The organism is Gaetbulibacter sp. NE (genome assembly GCF_025548475.1).
In the GTDB taxonomy this organism is placed as follows: Bacteria; Bacteroidota; Bacteroidia; order Flavobacteriales; family Flavobacteriaceae; genus Gaetbulibacter_B; species Gaetbulibacter_B jejuensis.
Window position 1 is genome coordinate 58,821 of sequence record NZ_JAOQHY010000001.1, and the last position, 25,053, is coordinate 83,873.

The following is a 25,053-nucleotide window of genomic DNA, read 5'->3' on the forward strand; positions in this document are numbered from 1 at the left end:
AAAAGTTAACTCAACTTATTATTAAACGCTCTTAACTTAATAGCTGTAAGCACTTTTTTGGTATACAAAGGAAAATCGGCATTCAACAACCAACCAAAATAACCTGGTTCATCATTAAGAACAGCCTCAACAGTTTTACCTTTATGTTTTCCAAAAGAAAAGCATTCTTCTCCTTTTTTATTGTAAGCAATAAAACCTGCAAAATCTGCAAACTTTTTACGAGAACTAAACTCTGCTAAAAACTTTGTATCGTTTTCTAAGTCGTCATATTTTGCAACTTGAGCTTTTAAAACTTCGTATGTAGCTAAAGTATCAGCTTCGGCACTATGCGCATCATCTAAATTTTTATCACAGTAAAACTTATATGCAGCACTTAAAGTACGTTGTTCCATTTTATGAAAAATAGTTTGCACATCAACGGCAACCCTTCCTTTCATGTCAAAATCAACATCTGCGCGAAGCATTTCTTCTGCTAGTAATGGAATATCAAACCTGTTGGAGTTAAAACCTCCTAAATCGGCATCTTTAATAAGGTTATGTACTTCTTTAGAAATTTCTTTAAATGTTGGTGCATTGGCTACATCAGCATCTGAAATACCATGAACTTTAGTAACTTCTGGCGGAATTGGAATTGTTGGATTGACACGCTTGGTGTAAGTTTCCTCTTTACCATCAGGATATACTTTAAGAATAGAAATTTCAACAATCCTATCGCTAGAAATATTTATTCCAGTAGTTTCTAAGTCAAAAAAACAGATAGGTTTTGTAAGATTAAGCTGCATGTTATTAATTTTTAGGCAAAGATAATGAGATAAAACAAACCTTGAGTATGGTATTTGATTTTATCAAATAATTAACCGAAATTCGTTTTAATACTTAACAAACAGTTTTGAAACGATATTTTATGATTCAAAATTGCATTTAACACATTAATTATCAAAGAAAAAGTTACACTATTTTGGTTTAGAAGAGATTTACGCTTTGAAGACAATCATGCCTTATGGAAAGCTCAACAAAGCGAATATCCTGTACTTCCTGTTTTTATTTTTGACACCAATATTATTGAAGAATTGGATGAAGCAGACTCTAGAGTTACATTTATTCATAATTTACTTACTCAACTATCCAACAGCTTAAAATCGCACTCAAAAAGTTTGTATTGCAAAGTTGGAGATCCAATTAAAGTATGGGAAGAGATTGTAAATACGTTTGATGTACAAACCGTTTTTGCTAATGAAGATTACGAACCTTATGCTATTACTAGAGATAAGAACGTTAAACAATTGCTAGCAAAACATGATGTTAACTTTACCTTATTAAAAGACCAGGTTATTTTTGAAAAAAATGAAGTATTAAAAGCCGACAATACACCTTACACTGTTTACACACCTTACAAAAACAAGTGGCTTGAAAATTTTAATACTAAACATTTAAATTCTTACGCTTCAAACTCTGAAACTAACTTTTTAGATTCTGATTTTAAACTACCATCGCTATCTGAGTTAGGTTTTAAACGTTCTTCTATTACAGTTAAAGACTACGATTTAGAATCTCTAGAAGATTATAAAAAAGTAAGAGATTTTCCAGCTTTAGACCAAACGAGCCATTTATCACCTCATTTAAGATTTGGCACTATTAGTATTAGAAAGGTTATTAAAAAAACATTAAAACATCAAGCCTTTTTAAACGAACTCATATGGCGTGAATTTTTCATGCAAATTCTTTTTCACTTTCCTAAAGTTGTGGACTCAAACTTTAAAAGCAAGTATGATAACATAAAATGGAGAAACAATACTGAAGAATTTGAAAAGTGGAAAAAAGGACAAACAGGTTACCCAATGGTTGATGCTGGCATGAGAGAATTAAACGCTACAGGCTACATGCACAATCGCGTTAGAATGATTGTTGCTGGTTTTTTATGTAAACATTTATTAATTGATTGGAAATGGGGAGAAGCTTATTTTGCTGAAAAACTATTAGATTATGAACTGTCTTCAAATAATGGCAATTGGCAATGGGCTGCAGGAACTGGTTGTGATGCTGCTCCATACTTTAGAGTATTTAATCCCACAACACAAATAAAGAAATTTGACCCTAAATTAACTTATATCAATTCGTGGATTCCAGAACTAAACTCTTTAGAATATCCTACACCAATGGTAGAACATAAAGACGCTAGAGAACGTGCTATTGAAACCTACAAAGTAGGACTAAATAACACTTAAGACATAAAAAAAAGCACAATCTAGGATTGTGCTTTTTTTTATGATTTATAGAATTTTAAATTTCTCTGTTAGAATCCCAAGCTTCAAGATAATCTTTTACAGCCTTAACAAATTGTCCTCCTAACGCTCCATTTACAACTCTATGGTCATAAGAGTGCGATAAGAACATTTTATAACGAATCCCAATAAAATCACCTTCAGGAGTTTCAACAACTGCAGGTACTTTTCGGATAGCTCCTAATGCTAAAATACCTACTTGAGGTTGATTAATAATTGGTGTTCCCATAATACTACCAAAGGTTCCTACATTAGTTACAGTATAGGTTCCTCCTTGTATATCGTCTGGTTTTAATTTATTATCTCTTGCTCTAGTTGCTAAGTCATTTACTTTTTTGGTCATACCAACCAAGTTAAGTTGGTCAGCATCTTTTATAACTGGCACAATAAGGTTTCCATCTGGTAATGCAGCTGCCATACCTAAATTGATATGCTTTTTCTTAATGATGCTATCACCTTGAACTGAAATATTCATCATAGGAAAATCTCTTAATGCTTTAGCTACAGCTTCCATAAAAATTGGTGTAAAGGTTAGGTTTTCACCTTCTCTCTTTAGGAAAGCATCTTTCACCTTTTTTCTCCAGTTCCATATTTTAGTAACATCAGCTTCAATAAAACTTTGCACGTGAGCAGAAGTTTGTACTGACTCCACCATATGATGTGCAATTAATTTGCCCATTCTAGTCATTTCAATAATCTCATCGTCTCCACTACTTACTACTGGAGCAGCTTTTGGTTGTGCAACTCCATTGTTTTGCGTTGGAGCTACTTTAGCTACTTCTTGAACAGGTTTAGGTTGTGAGTCTCTATTTTCAATATAAGATAACATATCATTTTTAGTGACACGTCCTTCTTTTCCTGTACCAGGAATAGCATCTAACTCTGCTTGACTAATACCTTCTTGTTTTGCCATATTTTTTACTAATGGCGAATAAAAACGGTCTCCAGAAGATACTACAGGAGCTACAGTTTCTTTAGCAACCTCAACGGTTTTTGCAACTTCAGCAACTGCTACTTGTTCAGCTTTTTCTTCTTTAACAGGCTCAGTAGTTACAGCAGGAGCCTCAGCTGAAACTTCTCCTTCAGTTTCAATAATAGCAATAGTTTGACCAACTTGCACAACATCATCAGCATTGAAAAGTTTTTCTACTAAAACACCATCTACTTCACTTGGAACTTCACTATCCACTTTATCTGTAGCAATTTCAAGAACAGCCTCATCAGCCTCAATAGTATCACCAACTTCTTTTAACCAAGATGTTATTGTTGCTTCTGCTACGCTTTCTCCCATCTTAGGGAGTTTTAATTCAAATTTTGCCATATTAATAATGAAAAAGTGTTTTTGGGTTTTTCGTTTGCAAAATTAATAAAAAAACATCTAATCTGTTGTTGTTTCTTCAATTAATCTTTTTTAAAATGGATAACTTCACCTCTGTTTTTAGAGCTATTGCTTCCGATGATAAAATTAGCATTTTTTGGTAAAATCTTAAAAAATGCCTTATTATTAATTTCAGGATTTGAAATATGCTCAATTATAGATTTATAGGTTACATATTCAGCATCAAAAATTATTTCGGTATACTCTTCAACCGTATCAATTGATGCCACTTGTGTAATAGGTTTATTTAAAGCTTCTTTTAAACCTCTAGGAATATCTTTAGAAACTAATGTATAACTATCTATTCTGTTTTTAGCAACTAAAGGTTCAGATCGCATTAAATAAGCGCCTCTAATCCCTAACCAAACCAATGAATTGAATATAAAATTGCTTTTAAAATGCTTTTTGTAAAAAATTTGCATTGCACCATAAAAACGCTTGGCATAGTTAAGGTCTTTTAATGTGCTCTCACCTTTATAGTGAATAATAGTAGTGTTACCATTATAATAGTTGTCATAACCAGCTTTTAGGACTTTGTATGATAAATCCACGTCTTCTCCATACATAAAATAGTCCTCATCAAACCCACCTACTTCTTTATACACCTCTTTTTTCAATATCATAAAAGCACCAACAAAAATAGGAACTTCACCTATTGCTTCTTCTTTAATTTGTGTTGCATAATACGATTGAGGTTTACCAAGCAGCTTTTTAAGCGCTACATTGGGTTTTGGGATGTTTCGCTTGCTTTCTGGTAAAAAGTGACCCGTACCATCTACTAACCTGCAACCTAAAACACCTAAGTTTTCAATGCCATTAGAAAACTCTAAAAGTATCTTAAATGTATCTTCTGCAACAATCGTATCTGGATTTAAAATACATAAGTACTCTCCTTTGGCTTGTGATACACCAATATTATTTCCTTTAGAGAATCCTGAGTTTTCTTTATTCTCTATTAAAACAACATCAGGAAAATGCGTTTTTACCATATCACAACTTCTATCACTAGAGTTGTTATCTACTACAATTATTTCGGCTTCAATACCATCAATAGCTTTTTGAACACTTTTTAAACAGGATTCTAAAAAGTATTGCACATTATAGTTTAATATGACAACTGATAATTTCAATATAACTTTACGATTTTAAAGAGGTTTCAAAAGGAATTCTGTTAATGATACTTCTACCTAAGGTGATTTCGTCAGTATATTCTAACTCATTACCTACCGAAATACCTCTAGCAATAGTAGATGTAGTGATATTAAACTCTTGTATTTGCTTATAAATATAGAAATTAGTGGTATCGCCTTCCATAGTTGAACCCAAGGCAAAAATAAGCTCTTTGATTTTTCCTTCTCTAGCTTTTTGAACCAATGGTTCAATGTTTAAATCGTTAGGACCAACACCATCCATAGGAGATATTTTGCCTCCAAGCACATGATACAATCCTTTAAAAGAACTTGTGTTTTCAATTGCCATTACATCCCTAATGTCTTCAACTACACAAATAACATCTTCTACTCTATTAGGGTTTGAGCAAATTTCGCACAAATCGGTATCGCTAATATTATTACAGTTTTTACAAAACTTAATATCATTACGCATAGTGCTTAATGCTTCGACTAACTGCAATGTATTTTCTTTTGGCTGTCCCAATAAATGTAGTACTAAACGTAACGCAGTACGCTTACCAACACCTGGTAATTGAGACATTTCATCAACAGCTTTTTCTAATAATTTTGAAGAAAATTCCATACAAGCAAAGGTACTACAATTTATGAGTTTATTACTTACAAAAAACCCAATACTCTTTTTTACAGTATTGGGTTTTTATAATGTTTTATAAAGCTTTATTCTATAATAAGCTTTTTAGTTACCACTCCATTTAAGGTGTTTACTTTAACAAAATAAAGACCAGAAGCGTATTGAGCAACATCTATTGTGTAAGTATCTAAAAGATTTTCATCCTTAGCATAGTACATTAATTTACCAATAGAGTTATAGATTCTTATTGACACGTCATCTCCTTTATCCCAACGTAGATTAATTTGAGTTTTTGCTGGGTTAGGGTACATATTTAACGATTGTAAGTCAAACTCACTAACACTTAAGCTAGCATCATACAAATTAGATCTCCACACACCTCTACCGTAAGTAGCTGCATAAATTTTGTTTTCAACTGTATTTATTTCAAGCTCGCTAATAATTACATTAGGTAAGTTATTGCTAAATGGTTGCCAGCTATTTCCTGTAGTATTATCAATATAATATACACCATAGTTCATCCCTAAGTATAAACCATCCTCACCATTGTCATGCCAGGTTAAAGCCTGAGCGCTAAAGTTAGGTAAATCAAATCCATAAGGTGTCCAAGTTATTCCTCCATTTGAAGACACATATACTTTTTGAGTAGATGTTGTAGCTATTGCTACTTTATTTGGATCTGTTGGATGAATTGCTATCGAATTTACAGAACCCGAAAACCCAGAGAGCTGCGACCAACTATTAACAATACCTACAAAAGTATTTTTATATAAGTTTCCATTTATTGACAAGTACATGTAGCTACTATTTGAAGGCGCTACTTTTAAATTGTCTATGTTAGCACCAAAATTTTGCGACACTGAAGTCCAACTTGTACCTCCATTAGTAGACATATAAACCTCGTCAAAAGCAATATAAATAGTATTTTGAACAAGTGGATCTTGCTCAAAAGGCACAACCCAATTGTAAAAGTTTTGACCTCCTTTTCCGTCAGGCTTAACTAAATTAGATATGTTTGATCCTCCATTAATAGTTTTGTATGTAGTACCATATTGAGAAGTACCATACATTATATTGCTATTATTCTTATCAACAAACGACTCCATTCCATCTGCGCCTAACCAATCAATCCAATCTCCATTAGCCAAATACGCTGATGTTCCATTATCTTGAGAACCTCCACTAATAATTACAGGATCAGACTGCGTAATACCAAACTTATAAAACTGTTTAATACTCATTCCTGTTGATAAATCAGTGTAAAAATTAGAATTTAGTGCATCTGAGGGGTTGTTAGCAACATAAATACCTCCATCAGTTCCTGCATATAACTTATCACCTACAAACTCCAAAATATCTACATCAGCATGACAATACCCAATCCCTTGTGCTGCAGCATTCTGCGGAATCCACTGGGAAGAAATATTAAATGAAACACCTCCATCTAAAGAGCGCCACGTATTAATACCAGCAATATGTACTTCATTTGCATCTGCTGGATTAACTGTTATATCCATATCTCTAGGTGCTTGACCAGAACCAACATCGCTTGGATCTTCAGGGTCAGAGCTATATCCAAAATAATTTTTACCATCGTGGTCTAACTCACTAAAAGTAACAGCACTATCTGTCGATTTGTACAAGCTTCCGAATGCACTTCCACTGGCTTCAATAACATATACTGTTGAAGGACTATTAGCTGAAACACCTATCATCTTAGGTCCATTTGAAAATACACCTGTAATTTCAGAAAAGTTAGTTCCTCCATCTGTTGACACAAATACACCTTGCCCTGAAGCATAAATGGTATTAGAATCTCCTGGTTTAAACTCAACATCATAACCATTTGTTGCAGACTCGTTTATTAATGTCCAGTTAGCTCCAGCATTTGAAGATTTAAAAATACCTCCACTTTGCACACTGCAATACATTTTGTTAGAATTTGCAGGATCAATAATGATTTTATTCACACTTCCATTTCCAGTATCAGACCAGAAATTCCATGTAGCTCCTGCATCAGTAGACTTAAATATATTTCCGCTTGTGGTTCCCCAATAATATGTTGATGAGTCATTAGGATCTATTGCTAATGCATATACATATAAATTCGACATATTGTCTGTTAACACCTCCCAAGTAGCGCCTCCATCAAGAGTTTTCCATACACCTCCAGAGTTTGCTCCTGCAATAATATGATTAGAGTTTGAGGCATCTACAGCAATAGATGTTACTCTTCCTACTCCTGGATTCCACCCACTTGTTTGGTTCCAATTTGTTGGTCCTAATTGCTCCCAAGTACCAACAGTAGTTCTTGCTAATCCTGAATTTTGATTAATATAATTATTGTAGTTTTCAAGTTCTTCAAAATAAAACTCAGGCGTTTTAAGCATTCCGTTTTCATCCATATTTCTCAAGGCTTGGTATTCCCATCTTTTGTAAGGTTTGTAACCTTTACCTTGTCCAGTTCCTTCAATTGCAAAATAAGCTTCAGCCTCTGCTATGATTTCTTCTACAGTGTAGGTACCTGCATCCATCATTCTTTTATATTCTTGAGACCAAGATGTCATCATGAATAATGAGAAAACTAAAGAAATGTAAAATTTTTTCATTTTAATTTAGTTAATATTGTGTTTTATTAAATTTTTCAAAAATAGTATTTTAAAAACAATAGTATTGTTAATATTTCATTTTTATGTCTCCTAGTTCAATAGCACTACTTATCATTGGTTACTTTGTCGTATTAATTTTAATTTCTTACTTCACAAGCAAAGAAGATTCTAACGAAGCGTTCTTTAAAGCCAATAAATCTGCTCCTTGGTACCTTGTTGCTTTTGGAATGATTGGAGCTTCGCTTTCGGGAGTTACTTTTATTTCGGTTCCTGGAGCTGTAGAGAGTAAGCAGTTTGGGTATCTACAAGTTGTTTTTGGATATTTATTTGGATATCTGGTAATAGCATATGTACTACTACCTATTTACTACAGGCTAAACCTTACTTCAATTTACACCTATTTAAGAGATAGATTTGGAAACACGAGTTATAAAACTGGTTCTGTTGCTTTTTTAATTTCAAGAACCGTTGGTGCTGCATTTCGTCTTTTTTTAGTAGCAAAAGTGCTACAATTACTAATTTTTAATCAGTTTGAAATTCCTTTTTTTATAACGGTTATCATCACTATTGCGCTTATTTGGCTCTATACTTTTAAAGGCGGAATTAAAACCATCATATTTACTGATACGCTTCAAACACTTTTCATGTTGGTTTCAGTAATTGTTACTATTGTGTTTTTAGCATCTGCACTAGATTTAAATAGTGTTTCTGATATTTATAGTAATGTAAAGGAAAGTACAATGAGTAAAGTATTCTTTTTTGAAGATGTAAATGATGCTCAATATTTCGTTAAAAGCTTTTTGGCAGGTATGTTCATAACTATTACCATGACTGGACTTGACCAAGATATGATGCAAAAAAACCTAACCTGTAAAAACCTAAAAGAAGCTCAAAAAAACATGGTAAGCTTTAGTGTGGTTTTAATTTTTGTAAACATTCTCTTTTTAGTACTGGGTCTTTTACTTACCCAATATGCTCAACAAAATAATATTACAGCAAGCAAAGACAACCTTTTTCCAACCATAGCTATGTTACCTGAAATAGGTGTCATAACTTCAGCATTTTTTATTCTTGGTCTAATCGCTGCTGCTTACTCTAGTGCAGACTCAGCGCTTACTTCACTAACGACTTCGTTTTGCATTGATATTATTGAGCTAGACAAAAAACCAAAAGAACAACAAAAGAAAATTAGAAAAACAGTACATATTTTCACAAGTATAGTTTTAGTACTTGTAATTATACTTTTTGATTTAATTTTTAAAGATGTTTCTGTTATCTGGGAATTATTTAAAGCTGCTGGTTACACTTATGGACCATTACTTGGGTTGTTTGCTTTTGGTATTCTAACCAATTCTCAAATAAAAGACAAATATGTATGGATTATTGCTATAATCGCTCCTATTGTATCTTATCTTTTAAACGCCTATTCCGAAACTTTATTCAATGGTTATCAAATTGGATTTGAAATCCTTATTATAAATGGGTTACTAACCTATTTAGGGTTAATATTGATTCGTAGACAAAAGCACTAAAGTACAAGACGCTTCATGAGGAATATTGTTTTTATCTAATAATTTATAAAACTCATCGTTTTCTGTTCCTGGGTTAAAAATAACTCGCTCAGGTTTAAGCCCAATAATATAATCGTAATATTCTTTTTGAACCGTTGGGTTAAGATAAAGTGTAACAGTATTTAAATCTTTATAAGGTAATAATTCAGTATCAATTTCTACTCCTGAAATCGTCCCGCTTTTGCTTCCATAAGCTACTACTTCATGGTTATTATTCACTAATCGTTCTACAGCATAGTTTGAATATCTATTAGGCTTAATAGAGGCTCCAAATACTAAGGTTTTTTTGCTCATATGTTAAAAAGTTGTTAAGTAGTGTTAAAAAGAGTAACACAAAATTCATAAAGGCGTCTATCAAATACAATCGTAAAAAAACAAAACTAATCAATCAATCAAAAAATGAAAAAGTTATTATTGCTTTGTCTATTTGCTTTTACCCTATCTCTAAGTGCAAATGCTACATTAGCTAACACTGAAAAAGATGGAACCGTAACCGGAAAAGTATTAGACGTAAACCTCAACCAACCCTTACCTTACGTAAACATTATTATTAAAAATGCTGCTGGTACAACTATTACTGGTGGGATTACTGATGATCAAGGTAATTTTGAAATTAAAAACATACCTGAAGGTAAAAGTTTTTTAAGCGCTCAATACATTGGTTACAAAACAGTAACCAAAGAAATAATTGTCGATAAAGGCAGTTACAGAATTGACCTTGGTAATATTATGCTTGAAGAAGATATTGCAAGCCTTGACGAAGTGACTGTTGTAGCAGAAGTATCTTCAATTCAACAAAAAGTAGATAGAAAAGTTATTACTATTGGTAAAGACCTTACTACAACTGGTGCTACAGCTTCAGAAATCATGAACAATCTTCCTGCTGTGAGTGTTGACAGTCAAAACGGAAACATTAGTTTACGTGGTAATGAAAATGTACGTGTACTTGTGGATGGTAAACCAACCAACGTACCTGCTGCTCAATTATTAAAACAAATTCCTTCTACATCAATTAAAAGTGTTGAGTTAATTACAAACCCATCAGCTAAATACAATCCTGAAGGAATGAGTGGTATTATCAACATCATTCTTCATAAAAACATAAACATTGGTTTTAATGGTAATGTAAACATAGGTTTCGCTAAAGAAATCAGTCCTAACTTCAACAGTTCAATTGATATGAACTACAGAAATGGAAAGCTTAACTTTTACGGAAACTACGGTAACAATATTGGGAAAAGTACTAACTACGGAATGATAGAGCGATTTGACAACAATACTGAGCAATTGTTCGATTTTGGCAATAACAACAAATCACACCTTTATAAAATTGGAGTAGATTACTATATTAACGATCGTAATACACTTTCATTTTACACCAATCAAAATATATACGACGGTAAAGGTAACGGAACTACAGATGTATTATATTTAAATAATGATTTTCCTGATTTCCGTCAGGTGTTCAATAACTCAAATGAAAACAACACTTCAACCTACAATGGAGCTTATAAACACGACTTCAAAAAAGAAGGTCATAATATAAGTTTAGAAGCTGACTATAGCACGTTTGATAGTGATGAGTTTGCTAACTTCGCGTTTAATGACAACACTGGTTATATTGATGTTGTTGATAACAAAAGAGACAATACTGTTATAAATTTAGACTATGTTAACCCTTTATCTGAAAAGGCTAAACTAGAAATTGGTGCAGAATACAGATCTAATAACTCTGATAATATTTACGACACTACAAATGCTAATTTATTCGATTCTAATTATGAATACAATAGAAGCATATATTCGTTTTACACCACTTATGGTAAAACGTTCGAAAAATGGTCTTACCAAGTTGGAGCGCGTTTAGAGCAATATGAAGTTGAAGCTAACTTTGCTCAAGACACTCAAGACAATGCCAAATTTACTGATGAGCAATTCAGTATTTACCCATCTGTATTTGCGACCTATAATCTTTCAGAAAAAAACACTTTACAATTTAGTTATAGTAGACGTGTTGATCGTCCTGGTTTAGGACAAATTAACCCAATTAGAGAATGGAGTACACCTCGAGTAACTTCAATTGGTAATCCTGAATTAAGACAGCAGTTCACCAATTCATTTGAAATCAACTACACTAAAATCATAAAAGGTGGTAGCATAACTGCTGGTACATTTTACAGAAATATTGAAGATGAAATTAACAGAGCTGTTTATATAGATCCAGAAGATCCAACAGGAGAAAGCGTAATATTAACTTACGATAACTTTGACAACAATTCAGCTTATGGTGTTGAAGCCTCTACAAACTACAGACCAACAAAATGGTGGAGTTTAAATGCAAGTGCTGAGTTTTATTACAGAACTGTAAGAGGTGTTGTAGAACAAGAAAACGTTGATGTAGACAACTCTACTTTTAACTTTAGAATGAATAACAACTTTAAAGTTACTAAAAGTTTGAATTTATCTGTTTTTGGAATGTATAGAGGGCAAGAAAAAGGGCTTCAAAACACAAGAAAACCAATGACATTAGTTAACACAGGTTTACGCTACACGTTCCTTGAGGACAAGGCAACTTTTAGTTTTAGCTACAGTGATATTTTCAACTCAATGAAATTTGCTTTTGATGGTACAAGACCTTTTCCTACTAAAGGCGAATTTAACTGGGAAAGTAACCAATGGCGCATAGGATTATCTTACCGATTTGGTGGTGGAAAATACAGAGCGTTAAGCAGAAAACAAAGAGATGATAATGAAACCCAAGGAAGTGGTGGTTTCATGTAAAATATTTGATAGCCAGCGTAATAGTTGATGGTTAGTGTTAATGCTTGGTTATTGAATAAGAAAACCCGGAACATTTTTGTTTCGGGTTTTTACTTTTTATAAAGTTAATAAAATGTTATTCTTCATTATTTATGAAGGATAAATCACCAAAAAGTCATTTTTTTGCAGTCATAATGTAATCGACAAGTTTAAGTTAATTTGAATTAGCCTTCATAAATTATAAAAAACTTGAAAACAACACATTATACACAAAAGCTCAAAGTGAAAACTTTGGGCTTTTTTTCTTTAAAAATTTATTAAAAACTGTAATACATACGCAATTAACTCGTCTATTATATAACTAGCTACTTTCTTAAAGAATTTAGATTAATTTGAATTAGCCTTCATCAATCAAAATTCAAAAAATAGTAGTAAGTGTTAAACTTAAAACCCAAGGTTATTGCTTTGGGTTTTTTAATTTTTGTTAATTGATAGTTAAAAGTGTTAACGAATGAAATAAATTTTAATTTTCTACGTCTAAGATGTAGTGATAAGTTTTAAAGTTAATCAATTAAAATATCACTGTTTTATAGTTTAGTGTTAGTAAGTTGGTTAATAGCGAAAAAACCCGAAACGTTTTAAAGTTTCGGGTTTTTTTATGGTTATAAATTTTACTTTTTTATTGAGCCTTTACCACTTTATAATAACACTTCCCCAAGTAAATCCACTTCCAAAGGCAGCAAGAACCACAGTATCGCCTTCTTTTATTTTTCCTTGTTCCCAAGCTTCTGTTAAAGCAATAGGAATAGAAGCTGCTGTTGTGTTTCCGTATTTTTGAATATTATTAAATACTTGGTCGTCTTCTAATTGAAACTTCTTTTGAATAAACTGCGCAATACGCAAGTTGGCTTGATGCGGAATTAACATATCAATGTCATTTACCTGCAACTTGTTTTTCATTAAGCCTTCCATAATTACTTCACTAAAACGAACTACGGCATTTTTAAATACAAACTGTCCGTTCATGTAAGGATAGTAGCTTTCGTCATCAGGATTATTATCTGCTATAATATCATTTACCCAACGTTTTCCCATTCCTGGAGCTATCAAACTTAACTCTTCGGCATGTTCTCCTTGAGAATGCAAGTGCGTTGATAGAATACCTTTACTATTATCTTCTTCACGTGTTAAAACTGCTGCTCCTGCTCCATCTCCAAAAATCACCGAAACACCTCTTCCACGAGTGGTTTTATCTAATCCGTGAGAATGTAATTCACTCCCAATAACAAGCACGTTTTTATACATTCCTGTTTTTATAAAATTATCTGCAACCGATAATCCATAAACAAAACCAGAACATTGATTACGTACATCTAATGCACCAACTGTTTTTATGTCTAATTCTTTTTGAACGGTAACTCCTGGTCCAGGAAAGTAATAATCTGGACTTAAGGTTGCAAAAATGATAAAATCAATGTCATCTTTATCAATTCCTGCACGTTCTATAGCAACTTTGGCTGCTTTTACACCCATTGCAGATGTGGTATCACCACTTCCTGGTTTTACCCAACGACGCTCTTTAATTCCAGTTCGCTCTTGAATCCATTCATCACTGGTATCCATTAACTTGGTTAAATCATCATTGGTAACCACATTATCAGGCACATAAGAACCTAAACCTATTATTTTTGAATTATACATATCATAAAAATTAGCTTCGCAATTTAAATATTTCAAAATAAAACCTCTTTAAAAAAAATAATCTATCGTTATGCGCGCATAGCATTTTCATATAGTGTCACTTTGTCACTTTTTCGGGCTTGGTATTTTTTTTGTCTTTGGAATGAACATAATTACAAATACAATAAAACACATATATTATGGCAAAAGGAAACATTAATGTATCGGTAGAAAACATCTTCCCGCTCATTAAAAAATTCTTATACAGTGACCACGAAATCTTTTTACGTGAGTTAATTAGTAATGCAACTGATGCAACTTTAAAGCTTAAGCACTTAACCAGTATTGGTGAAGCTAGCGTTGAATACGGCAATCCGCAAATTGAAGTAAAAGTTGATAAAGACGGTAAAAAACTTCACATTATTGACCAAGGATTAGGTATGACTGCTGACGAAGTTGAAAAATATATCAACCAAGTTGCTTTTTCTGGTGCCGAAGAATTTCTTGATAAATACAAAGATTCTGCAAAAGATTCAGGAATTATAGGACATTTTGGTCTTGGATTTTATTCAGCATTTATGGTTGCTGAAAAAGTAGAAATCATTACAAAATCTTACAAAGATGAACCAGCTGCTCATTGGACTTGTGATGGTTCACCAGAGTTTACACTAGAAGCTCACGATAAAACCGAAAGAGGTACTGAAATTATTCTTCATATTGCTGAAGATTCTACCGAATTTTTAGAAGACAACCGCATAAGCGAACTACTTACAAAGTATAACAAGTTTATGCCTGTGCCAATTAAATTTGGAACAAAAACTGAGACCTTACCGAAACCTGAAGATGCAAAAGAAGATAATCCTGCACCAACAAAAGAGGTTGACAATATTATAAACAATCCAAATCCTGCTTGGACAAAGCAACCAACAGATTTAGAAGACAATGATTACAAGAGCTTCTACCGTGAGTTGTACCCAATGCAATTTGAAGAACCATTATTTCACATTCACTTAAATGTTGACTATCCGTTTAATTTAACTGGGATTTTATATTTCCCAAAAATGACTAACGACCTCAACATCCAAAAAGATAAAATTCAACTGTACCAAAACCAAGTGTTTGTAACAGATAACGTAGAAGGTATTGTTCCAGAATTCTTAACCATGCTTCGTGGTGTTATTGATTCTCCTGATATTCCACTGAACGTTTCTCGTAGTTACTTACAAGCCGATGGTGCTGTGAAGAAAATTTCGTCTTACATTACACGTAAGGTGGCTGATAAATTAAAATCGTTATTCAACAACAACCGTGAAGATTTTGAAGCAAAATGGGACGATATTAAAATTGTGATTGAATACGGAATGCTTTCTGAAGAAAAATTCTTTGAAAAAGCTGATGCCTTTGCATTGTACCCAACTGTAGATGGTAAACACTACACTTATGACGAACTTTACAATGCTATAAAAGCAAAACAAACTGATAAAGACGACAAACTTGTTATTCTTTATGCATCAAACAAAGATGCACAACACAGCTACATTGAAGCTGCAAAAGCAAAAGGTTACGAAGTGTTATTTTTAGATTCTCCTATTGTTTCTCACTTAATGCAAAAACTAGAAACGACAAAACAGAATATTTCGTTTGCACGTGTTGACGCTGATCATGTAGACAACTTAATTAAGAAAGATGACAACAAGATTTCAAAATTAAGTGATGATGAAAAGAAAACGCTAGACGAACTTCTTAAAGAAGTAATTCCTGCTGAAAAATTCACAGTGCAATTAGAACCTATGGATAGCGATGCTGCGCCATTTATGATTACACAACCAGAATTTATGCGTCGTATGAAAGAGATGCAACAAACTGGTGGTGGCGGTATGTTTGGTATGGGCAACATGCCAGATATGTACAACTTGGTTGTAAACACAAACCATGAATTGGTTGGTGAAATTTTAAACACTGAAACCAAAGAAAACAAAGAACGTTTAATAAACCAAAGTTTAGATTTAGCACGTTTAAGTCAAGGCTTACTTAAAGGTGAAGAACTTACAAACTTTATTAAGCGTAGCTACGACATGATAAAGTAAACAAATTATCAAGCTGAAGTTCATTCAGTAGTTCTTATACTAAAAAACCACTTCCTAACACGAAGTGGTTTTTTTTATCCTAAACAAAAAGTGATGTTCCCTCACTAAAACACATCTTTCACCAATTCCTCATTTTACAGCACCTTTGTCTTAACTAGGTTTGACAGGTATAACATTAACACTTTGTATTATGAAAAACCCATTCAACTTAAATATTAAATCACCTTGTCAAGAAAACTTTCAAAAATTTACGCCAACTGCAAAAGGTGGTTTTTGTGGTTCATGTGAAAAAGAAGTTGTTGATTTCACTAAAATGACGTCAGATGAAATTATTGCTTTTTTTAAGGCAAAAGAAACTCAAAACGTATGTGGTAGATTTAACAATAATCAGTTAAAGACCTACTCACCTACTCCAAAACGAAAAAAGTTAAGCTTTTTAAGCGCTGTTGGTTTAGCATGTTTGTCATTATTCCCGTTTGGAACTGCTCAAGCACAAAACACATCAAAAGCGTCACAAAGTATAGGAAAAGATAATTCAAAAGTACTTCAAGAATCTCAAGAAAGTAACATAACCGTTGAAGGCACTGTTACTGATGGCGAGTTACCACTTCCGGGAGTAAATATTGTGTTACAAGGCACCACTATTGGTACATCTACAGATTTTGATGGTAATTTCATATTTCCTGAAAAACTAAAAAAAGGTGATGTTTTATTATTTAGTTTTTTGGGGAAAGAATCAAAAAAGGTTGTTGTTACGAATCAGGATTCAGTTTATGATGTAGAACTAAAAATAGACATGAAAGACATCCCGCATATCATTATGGGAAAAGTAGCAACAAAAGAAGTTTACAAGTCTAAAAAAGATTAAACTACAGTATGAAAAAAACGCTCGTTATAATAACCTTTAGTATTGTAAGCTTTTCAGTAGCTCAAGTATCAGACTTTAATACTGTTGATTTTACACGTGCAGATAATATTGCGAAATTAAATGAAGGAGAAGATCTTGACAACCTTCCTGTACTTGCGCATAAGCTTACCGCTAATATTAAAACTGATGTTGAAAAATTCAGGGCTATTTATCTTTGGGTATGCCAAAATATAAAAGGAGATACTACTCAAGATAGTAAAGTTTTTAAATATAAAAGAAAGCTAGCACACGACACTGTAGCTTATTTAAAATGGAATAATGAGTTTAAGGTTAAAGCCTTTAAAAAACTACTTAAACGTAAAAAAACCATGTGTACAGGTTATGCTTATTTAGTAAAAGAACTTTGCTTTTTAGCTGACATTGAATGCGTGATTGTTGATGGTTACGGAAGATCGGTTTCTGCCAATGTTGAAGCATTAGACTTTGCTAACCATTCTTGGAATGCCGTAAAACTAAATAATAAATGGTACTTGTGCGATGCCACTTGGTCTAGCGGATTTACTTTAAACACGAGTTTTATCAAAGATTATAATGATGGCTATTTTTTAACAGATCCTATTCTTTTTGCCAAAAATCATTTTCCGTTGGATAAAAAATGGTTTTTAAACGATTCGTTAGCAAATACCATATTTACACCTCAAGCTATTGTGTATGGTGAAACGTTTGAGCACAAAATTATTCCTACGTATCCAAAAACACTTAATGTCACTACTAAAAAAGACGAAGCATTACATTTTAGTTTTAAGACATTAGTATCTAATCCTCAAAACCAAGTAGAGCTTGTGCAATTTGTTGGCTCAAAGGAACACTCATTTAAAATCGAAGACTTACAAAAAACCGACACTAGCATTTCATTCAACAATACCTTTAAACACAAAGGTTATCATGATGTTCATATAAAAGTTAATAACGACATTGTTGCAACATACACAGTAAAGGTTATTAAGTAAACCTGTAACTAAAAAATTATTTGGTCGTCATATAATAAATTGTAATTTACTACTTTAAAAAAACCGACCAATGATTTCACAACGTTTCGCTTTAGTAATATGCTTTTTAGTTAGCACATTGCTTCCTGTACAACATTTATTTTCTCAAGAGAACATTGAACCTAAAATTGATGCCTTAGCATCTGAGGCATACAAAACTGATGAACCTGGAGTTTCTATTTTAGTCGCCAAAAACGGTAAAGTCATTTATCAAAAAGCTTTTGGTATGGCAAGTCTTGAATTAGATGTGCCAATGACGCCAAATCATGTTTTTGAAATTGGTTCAATTACCAAACAGTTTACAGCAATTGCTATTTTAATGCTACAAGAGCAAGGTAAACTAAAGGTTAGTGACGACATTACTAAATACATACCTGATTACCCAACTAAAGGCAAAACAATAACCATTCATAATTTATTAAACCATACTAGTGGCATTAAAAGTTATACAAACATTCCTAGTTTTAGGCAATTTGCAGCTAAAGACATGAGTCCTAAAGAACTTATAGATGTTTTTAAGGATGAGCCTATGGATTTTAATCCTGGAGAGCAATACAGCTATAACAATTCAGGATATATTCTTTTAGGATACATCATTGAAGTTGTTTCAGGAATGACTTACGAAGACTTTGTTGAAAAGAATATTTTTGAAAAAATAGGTATGACAAATTCCTATTACGGAAGTAAAAAAGAGTTAATTAAAAACAGAGCTTTAGGATATCAAGAAGGTGAAAATGGTTATGAAAACGCAGATTATCTAAGCATGACATTACCTTATGCTGCTGGATCATTAATGTCTACAACCAATGATTTACTTAAATGGCAAAATGCCCTAAACAATTATACTTTTATTACTAAAGATAGTTATGAAACAGCCATTCATGGTTCTACACTCAACAATAGCGAGCATATTCCTTATGGTTATGGCTTAGGAGAAAATACTATTAGTGGTTCTCCAAGCATTCAACATGGAGGAGGAATTTTTGGATATACCACTATGGGTATTTACCTACCTGAAGAAGATATTTTCGTTTCTGCATTAAGCAACTGCAACTGTAAAAATGTAACTGATTTAGCGACTAGAATTGCAGCTATTGCCATTGGGAAACCTATACCATCAAAAGCTGATGCAATTACCTTGTCTGAAAATGAATTAAATACTTGGGTTGGTGCTTATGAATTTGATGGCAACATCATAAGACACATTACTGTTGAAAACGGAAAGATTTATAGTTTACGAGAAGGCAGTGTTAAACTTGAAATTTTCCCGTTATCAAAAACACATTTCTTTTTTGAATCTGGTACAACTGCTTACAAGTTTTCCAAAGATGATAATGGCAAGAAACAAGTTATTATGATTAATGGCAACAACGAAACTTTAGGTTATGAAACTGATAAAGCTCCACCAGCCGAAAAAGAAAGCATTACTGTTTCACAAGACATACTAAATACGTACGTTGGTAAATATGAATTACAACCAGAATTTATAATAACCATAACAACCAATAACGAAGGACAATTATTTGCAGAGGCAACAGGTCAACCAAAGTTTGAAGTTTTTGCTGAAGCTAAAGATCGCTTCTTCCTAAAAGTTGTTGCTGCAAGTATTAGTTTTAATGTTGATGATAAAGGAGTCGTTACAGGTTTAACATTGCATCAAAATGGTGCAAATATGCCAGCTAAAAAAGTAGAGTAATTAAGCGTTGACTTTCATTTGGGCATTTTTACAAAAAGGACGACCTTTGCAAAAGTTTAAAATTTCAATATGAGTAATCACAAAGAATTTATGAAACGTGCCATTGCTATGGCAGACAAAGGAATGAGCTCAAATGCTGGAGGCCCTTTTGGGTGTGTTATTGTAAAAGATGGAGCTATTATTGCAGAAGGTCATAACTGTGTCACATCTACCAATGACCCTACAGCACATGCCGAAGTTGTTGCTATTCGTAAAGCTTGCGAAGTTTTAGGTAGCTTTCAATTAGACGATTGTGTTGTTTATACCTCTTGCGAACCTTGTCCTATGTGTTTAGGTGCCATTTATTGGGCAAGACCTAAAAAAGTATATTATGCATGTAATAAAGTAGATGCTGCAAATATAGGCTTTGACGATCATTTTATATACGAAGAAATTGACAAACCAATAACGGTAAGAAGCATTCCGTTTGAGCAAATGTTGCAAGATGAAGGTGTTTCTGTTTTTGATAAATGGGCTAGTAAAGGTGATAAAACCGAATATTAAACGCTTAGTCGTTTATCAACAAAAACTTATATAACGCTTATTGAAAAAGGAGCAGATGCAAGCATTTTTGTAAAAGGAAGACAACAAGCAGCACCAATTTGGAAAGTTTTAATTTTAAACTTAGCCTTATTATTAATGGGTATTGGTCTTGGTTCTTTTATTGCTTTACTTTTAGAAACCTACACAAGCATTAATGATGGAGGTATTTATCCTGCTTGTATTTTTACAATGGCTGGTTTAGGGCTTTTTGCAGGGTTTAATATGACTAAAAAATTAGACAAAGAATAAAACATTAAAATTACCAACCAAAAACCTAAAACTACTGTTCAATATTGAGCAGTAGTTTTTTTTATGATTGAATATTAGATTATGTATCTTTAAGGTTTAATTCAAAAATTCAATCAATGAAAAAAATTCTAGCATTTAGTTGTTTATTTCTAAGTATTATTGCCTGTAAAGAGGATACTAAAAGTAACCAAACCAATGAAGACGTTGATGTTGTAAACAATGAAGCTTTTGATAAGGTTTTAAGGCTTTATCATGAAGATGGACTTAAACTTTACCCTTTAAATGCAACCTCAGCTGGTGACAATAGATATAATGATAAGCTACCAAATACCTTATCAAATCAGTTTGAATCTGATGAAAAAGCCTATTACAGTAATTACAAATCTCAAGTTAGTGCTTTTAATAATGATAGTTTATCTGAAAGTCAGCGATTAAGTAAAGCCATTTTAATTTGGGAATGTGATACCAACTTAGAGCGTTTTGAATTTAATGAAGATTTAATGCCTATCAATCAGTTTTGGGCACAACACCTAATTATTGGTCAGTTGGCTAGCGGTTCATCTTCGCAACCGTTTAAAACAGTTGAAGATTATAACAACTGGTTAAGTCGTTTAGACGGTTACTTACAATGGATGAATTCTGCTGAAGAAAAAATGAAAGAAGGTGTTAAAGCAGGTTATGTGTTGCCAAAATCTTTAATCAAAAAGGTATTACCTCAACTTGAGGCTTCAACCACAACCAATCTTGATGAGCATTTATTTTATGCTCCTGTAAAGAATTTACCTGATACGTTTTCTGATGAAGATAAGACTAAAATAACCGAAGCTTACAAAAATATGGTTTTAAACAAAGTTGTGCCTGCCTATAAAAAACTTCACACTTACATGAGTACAGATTACTTAGCGGCTGGTAAAACTGAAAGTGGCATTTCTGCTACACCTAATGGTAATGACTATTATCAGCATTTAATAAAACGCTACACTACCACTAACATGACTGCTGATGAAATCCATCAACTAGGGCTTAGTGAGGTAAAGCGTATACTTTCAGAAATGGAAAAAGTAAAGGAACAAGTAGGTTTTGAAGGTGATATTATTGCATTTTTTGATTTTGTAAGAACCAATAAAGAGCTTATGCCTTACAAAACTGCAGAAGAAGTTATTGCGCACTTCAACAGAATACATGAGACTATGCAACCTCAATTGGATAAACTATTTAATGTAAAACCAAGAACACCTTTTGAAGTAAGACGCACTGAAGCTTTCAGGGAAGCATCGGCAAGTGCTGAGTACAACCCAGGATCGTTAGATGGTACTCGACCAGGTATTTTTTATGTTCCTGTGCCAAATGCCGAAAATTACAATAACTTCTCTGACGAGTCTTTATTTTTACACGAAGCTATTCCAGGACATCATTATCAAATTTCCTTACAACAAGAAAACAAAGAACTACCAGACTTTAGAAAAACATTGTATTACAGTGCTTACGGAGAAGGTTGGGCTTTATATACTGAATCCTTAGGAAAAGAACTTGGACTATACACAAACCCTTATCAATATTTTGGAATGTTAAGTGCTGAAATGCACAGAGCCATTAGACTGGTTGTTGATACAGGAATTCATACCAAAGGATGGACAAGAGAGCAAGCCATAAAATATTCATTAAAAAATGAAGCTGAAACTGAAGCAAGTATCACTGCCGAAATTGAGCGTTATATGGCTATTCCTGGTCAAGCTTTATCCTATAAAATCGGTCAGTTAAAAATTAAAGAATTACGCGCTAAAGCTGAAAAAGAACTTGGTGATGCTTTTGATATTGCTGAGTTTCACAATCAAATTTTAGAATCAGGAAACATGCCTTTAGCATTGTTAGAAGACAAAATAAACGCTTGGATAGCCAATAAAAAATAAGGTGTTTAAAACACAGCAACTCATACTATATTTAGGTATTCTTTATTCTGGTTTTGCAGTATCGCAAACCAGAATAAAGGATGCACAAAGCAAAACACCTGTTGCCTATGCAACCGTATCTTTTGGTAATGGACATGGTATTTTTGCCGATGATGAAGGTATGTTTGTTTTCAGTAAAAAATTATATCCAGATGTTGACTCGCTGTTTATTTCGGCATTAGGTTACAAAAATGTTTCAATTGCAGCAAACAACCTCTCGGAAACTATCAATTTAGAACCTTACATTGACCAATTGGATGAAGTAGTCATTAATGTAACCATCAATAGAAAGTTTAAGGAAGAAACGCTTAAACCGTATTTGGATGACGATTATTACAAATGCTGGTTACCAACAATTGAATCGGAAATTGCTGTGTTTTTTAACAATACCGATTCGCAACTCAAACAAATAAGCACTGTTCATTTTCCTATTACTTTAGAGTCTAAAGATTGGAAAAAGCGCAAACGTTCCAATGCCAACAAACGTGAATTCTCAACACTGTTTAAAGTAAAGTTTTACAAGAACAATAATGGTTTTCCTGGAGAGGTTCTCACTTATGACAACATTGTGTTTGTAGCTACCGAAAAACATGGTGATGCATACGAACTGGATGTCTCTAAACACAATTTGTTCATTCCTGAAAATGGTTTTTTTGTATCCATACAGGTTTTAGGTTACACAGATAAAACAGGAAAATTACTTCCTAATAAAAAATACAAGGAAATAAAAACAGCAAGAGGCATTGTAAAAATCCCAACTAATTTTAGACCTCTTTTTCCATTTACTGATGAAATTGAAGCACACAACACCTATATAAAACGTGTGTTTTTAGATAATAATAAGTGGGTACAATTCAAAAAAGGAAGTGGTATTGAATCTAGTTTATTAAAGTCTGACCTTACCAATTATGGTGTAGGACTCACTTATAAAGTATTTAAAGATGAATAACCCTTGGCACTTATACCTTATGGCTGCAATTTATGTTTTTGCAGGCTTTATGCATTTTATAAAACCTAAAATGTATATGCGTATTATGCCTAGGTATTTACCAAACCATAAATTACTGGTGCTTTTAAGTGGTATTGCAGAAATTGCTTTAGGTATTGCCTTATGTATTCCTGTTTTAAAAACTACTGCTATATATGGTATTATAGCAATGTTAGTAGTGTTTTTACTAGTACATTTTTATATGTTATCTGGTGAAAAAGCAAGTGCTGGCATCCCAAAATGGATTTTAATACTACGTATTCCTTTACAATTTGTATTAATGTATTGGGCTTGGTCATATTTGTAGTTTATGATTACTATTTTAGAATTACAGGTAATTAAACAGAACTCTAAATAAATTATAGAATAAAATGAAAAGAACACTAATCATAATAATGATTTTAGCATCAAGTAACTTATTTGCACAATCTAGTCCGCAAAAATTGATTGACACTTTTTTTGAAACCTATAAGAAAGACGCAGGAAAAGCTGTTAAAGATTTATATGCGACAAATAAATGGACTGAAAGAATAAAAGATGATATTGATAAAATTATTGGAACAGTAAATGGGTTCACTGAAAGTTATATGGGTAAGTATTACGGTCATGAATTAATCACAACTAAAAAGTTTGCTGAAAGTTTTGTTTTATATTCATACCTTGTAAAATACGACCGTCAACCGATTAGATTTATCTTTAAATTTTACAAACCAAATGATGAATGGGTTCTTTACTCATATTCACTTGACGACAGTTTAGATAATGAAATTCAAGAAGCTGCAAAACTGTATTATCTGAATTTAGATAAAGAATAAATAACTATCTATAAAATATATGAACGTAATTACGAGTGGATTTGACTAGGTCTGAAACTCGTAATTACTAAAATCTGTGTTAAACTTAAAATTAATGCATATTAATCCGTAACTGACAATTATAATTGAAACTATCTGGACACAAAAAAGACATATACGACCAACTAAACTTAAAAAATGGAACCAACCGAAAGAACACTTGAAGTGCAACGTACTGAATTTAAAAACGGTAAGTTTATAGCAACTCCATTAGCAGGATTAATTGCTTGGTTACTAGTTGGAATTTCTGGTCTTACATTATCAGTGCAAACCACTGTTTGGGTATTATTTATTGCAACAGGTAGTATTGTATATTTAGGCATATTTATTTCAAAGTTTACAGGTGAAAACTTTCTGGATAAACAAAAACAGAAAAATGAGTTTGACAAACTGTTCTTTTTTACTGTTGCTCAAGCAGTGTTAGTTTATGCTATTGCTATTCCCTTTTTTCTTATTGATTATACTTCTTTACCACTTACAGTTGGTATTTTAACAGGATTAATGTGGCTTCCTTTTTCATGGATTATCAATCATTGGGTTGGTATTTTTCATTCGGTAACAAGAACTGTTGTGGTTTTAGCATTATGGTATTTATTACCAGAACATAGGTTTGTTGCTATTCCTTTAGCAATTGTAATAATCTATATTATTACGCTAATAATTTTAAAAAACAGGAAAAGAGCATAA

21 protein-coding genes are annotated in these 25,053 nt (G+C 32.7%); 14 read left to right on the plus strand and 7 right to left on the minus strand.

Translation table 11 applies throughout. The features are described 5' to 3' along the window. Window positions 1-5: 5 nt before the first annotated feature. Window positions 6-782 (minus strand): 3'-5' exonuclease, encoded by a 777-nt coding sequence (locus OD803_RS00285; RefSeq protein ID WP_131505739.1) that lies wholly within the window; start codon window positions 780-782, stop codon window positions 6-8. 153 nt (window positions 783-935) lie between these two features. Between OD803_RS00285 and OD803_RS00290 the strand changes: the two genes are divergently transcribed. Beyond that, a complete protein-coding gene (locus OD803_RS00290) occupies window positions 936-2,225 on the plus strand; it encodes a cryptochrome/photolyase family protein (protein ID WP_442899846.1) in 1,290 nt (429 codons plus the stop codon). Window positions 2,226-2,280: 55 nt separating this feature from the next. Here the strand turns inward: OD803_RS00290 and OD803_RS00295 are convergent, their stop codons facing one another. The 4 genes from OD803_RS00295 to OD803_RS00310 form a co-directional block, all read right to left on the minus strand. Then, window positions 2,281-3,603 (minus strand): dihydrolipoamide acetyltransferase family protein, encoded by a 1,323-nt coding sequence (locus OD803_RS00295; RefSeq protein ID WP_131505741.1) that lies wholly within the window; start codon window positions 3,601-3,603, stop codon window positions 2,281-2,283. Window positions 3,604-3,683: 80 nt separating this feature from the next. Continuing rightward, the gene (locus OD803_RS00300; protein ID WP_262731945.1) at window positions 3,684-4,790 is read right to left on the minus strand and encodes a glycosyltransferase family 2 protein; all 1,107 of its coding nucleotides are present in this window, start codon (window positions 4,788-4,790) and stop codon (window positions 3,684-3,686) included. Between the two features lie 7 nt (window positions 4,791-4,797). After that, window positions 4,798-5,415, minus strand: coding sequence for a recombination mediator RecR (gene recR / locus OD803_RS00305; RefSeq protein ID WP_134198815.1), 618 nt, complete (start codon window positions 5,413-5,415; stop codon window positions 4,798-4,800). 95 nt (window positions 5,416-5,510) lie between these two features. Beyond that, entirely contained in the window at window positions 5,511-8,033 is a 2,523-nt protein-coding gene (locus OD803_RS00310) for a T9SS type A sorting domain-containing protein (RefSeq protein WP_262731946.1), read from the minus strand. Between the two features lie 83 nt (window positions 8,034-8,116). Between OD803_RS00310 and OD803_RS00315 the strand changes: the two genes are divergently transcribed. Continuing rightward, window positions 8,117-9,565 carry a sodium:solute symporter gene (locus tag OD803_RS00315; protein WP_262731947.1) on the plus strand — a complete coding sequence of 483 codons (1,449 nt, stop codon included), beginning with the start codon at window positions 8,117-8,119 and terminating at the stop codon, window positions 9,563-9,565. Here the strand turns inward: OD803_RS00315 and OD803_RS00320 are convergent. Beyond that, entirely contained in the window at window positions 9,536-9,898 is a 363-nt protein-coding gene (locus OD803_RS00320; RefSeq protein ID WP_134198812.1) for a CoA-binding protein, read from the minus strand. The genes OD803_RS00315 and OD803_RS00320 overlap by 30 nt on opposite strands. Window positions 9,899-10,003: 105 nt before the next feature. On the opposite strand from OD803_RS00320, the gene OD803_RS00325 reads away from it, so the two are divergent. Further along, window positions 10,004-12,385 (plus strand): outer membrane beta-barrel family protein, encoded by a 2,382-nt coding sequence (locus tag OD803_RS00325; protein WP_262731948.1) that lies wholly within the window; start codon window positions 10,004-10,006, stop codon window positions 12,383-12,385. Window positions 12,386-13,054: 669 nt separating this feature from the next. On the opposite strand, the gene OD803_RS00330 is transcribed toward OD803_RS00325, so the two are convergent. Continuing rightward, window positions 13,055-14,065, minus strand: a complete 1,011-nt coding sequence (locus OD803_RS00330) for a 3-oxoacyl-ACP synthase III family protein (protein WP_262732517.1) — start codon at window positions 14,063-14,065, stop codon at window positions 13,055-13,057. A gap of 179 nt (window positions 14,066-14,244) precedes the next feature. Between OD803_RS00330 and htpG the strand changes: the two genes are divergently transcribed. From htpG to OD803_RS00385, 11 genes are all read left to right on the plus strand, one after another. Continuing rightward, on the plus strand, window positions 14,245-16,131 hold the full coding sequence (gene htpG, locus OD803_RS00335; protein WP_262731949.1) for a molecular chaperone HtpG: 1,887 nt from the start codon (window positions 14,245-14,247) through the stop codon (window positions 16,129-16,131). A gap of 190 nt (window positions 16,132-16,321) precedes the next feature. Next, window positions 16,322-16,999 carry a carboxypeptidase-like regulatory domain-containing protein gene (locus OD803_RS00340; RefSeq protein ID WP_262731950.1) on the plus strand — a complete coding sequence of 226 codons (678 nt, stop codon included), beginning with the start codon at window positions 16,322-16,324 and terminating at the stop codon, window positions 16,997-16,999. Between the two features lie 8 nt (window positions 17,000-17,007). After that, window positions 17,008-18,009, plus strand: coding sequence for a transglutaminase domain-containing protein (locus OD803_RS00345; protein WP_262731951.1), 1,002 nt, complete (start codon window positions 17,008-17,010; stop codon window positions 18,007-18,009). A gap of 70 nt (window positions 18,010-18,079) precedes the next feature. Further along, window positions 18,080-19,744 (plus strand): serine hydrolase, encoded by a 1,665-nt coding sequence (locus OD803_RS00350; protein WP_262731952.1) that lies wholly within the window; start codon window positions 18,080-18,082, stop codon window positions 19,742-19,744. 69 nt (window positions 19,745-19,813) lie between these two features. Then, window positions 19,814-20,287 carry a nucleoside deaminase gene (locus tag OD803_RS00355; protein ID WP_129759029.1) on the plus strand — a complete coding sequence of 158 codons (474 nt, stop codon included), beginning with the start codon at window positions 19,814-19,816 and terminating at the stop codon, window positions 20,285-20,287. Window positions 20,288-20,317: 30 nt separating this feature from the next. Then, window positions 20,318-20,575: a DUF6249 domain-containing protein gene (locus OD803_RS00360; protein WP_335974460.1), complete on the plus strand. Its 258-nt coding sequence runs from the start codon at window positions 20,318-20,320 to the stop codon at window positions 20,573-20,575. 116 nt (window positions 20,576-20,691) lie between these two features. Beyond that, a complete protein-coding gene (locus OD803_RS00365; RefSeq protein ID WP_131505754.1) occupies window positions 20,692-22,485 on the plus strand; it encodes a DUF885 domain-containing protein in 1,794 nt (597 codons plus the stop codon). A gap of 1 nt (window position 22,486) precedes the next feature. Continuing rightward, complete coding sequence (locus tag OD803_RS00370) at window positions 22,487-23,473, plus strand: hypothetical protein (RefSeq protein WP_131505755.1); 987 nt, start codon at window positions 22,487-22,489, stop codon at window positions 23,471-23,473. Next, window positions 23,466-23,819 (plus strand): DoxX family protein, encoded by a 354-nt coding sequence (locus OD803_RS00375; protein ID WP_131505756.1) that lies wholly within the window; start codon window positions 23,466-23,468, stop codon window positions 23,817-23,819. The genes OD803_RS00370 and OD803_RS00375 overlap by 8 nt, the downstream gene beginning before the upstream one ends. 64 nt (window positions 23,820-23,883) lie before the next feature. Then, window positions 23,884-24,327: a hypothetical protein gene (locus tag OD803_RS00380; protein WP_262731954.1), complete on the plus strand. Its 444-nt coding sequence runs from the start codon at window positions 23,884-23,886 to the stop codon at window positions 24,325-24,327. A gap of 177 nt (window positions 24,328-24,504) precedes the next feature. Then, window positions 24,505-25,053 carry a DUF7010 family protein gene (locus OD803_RS00385; protein ID WP_262731955.1) on the plus strand — a complete coding sequence of 183 codons (549 nt, stop codon included), beginning with the start codon at window positions 24,505-24,507 and terminating at the stop codon, window positions 25,051-25,053.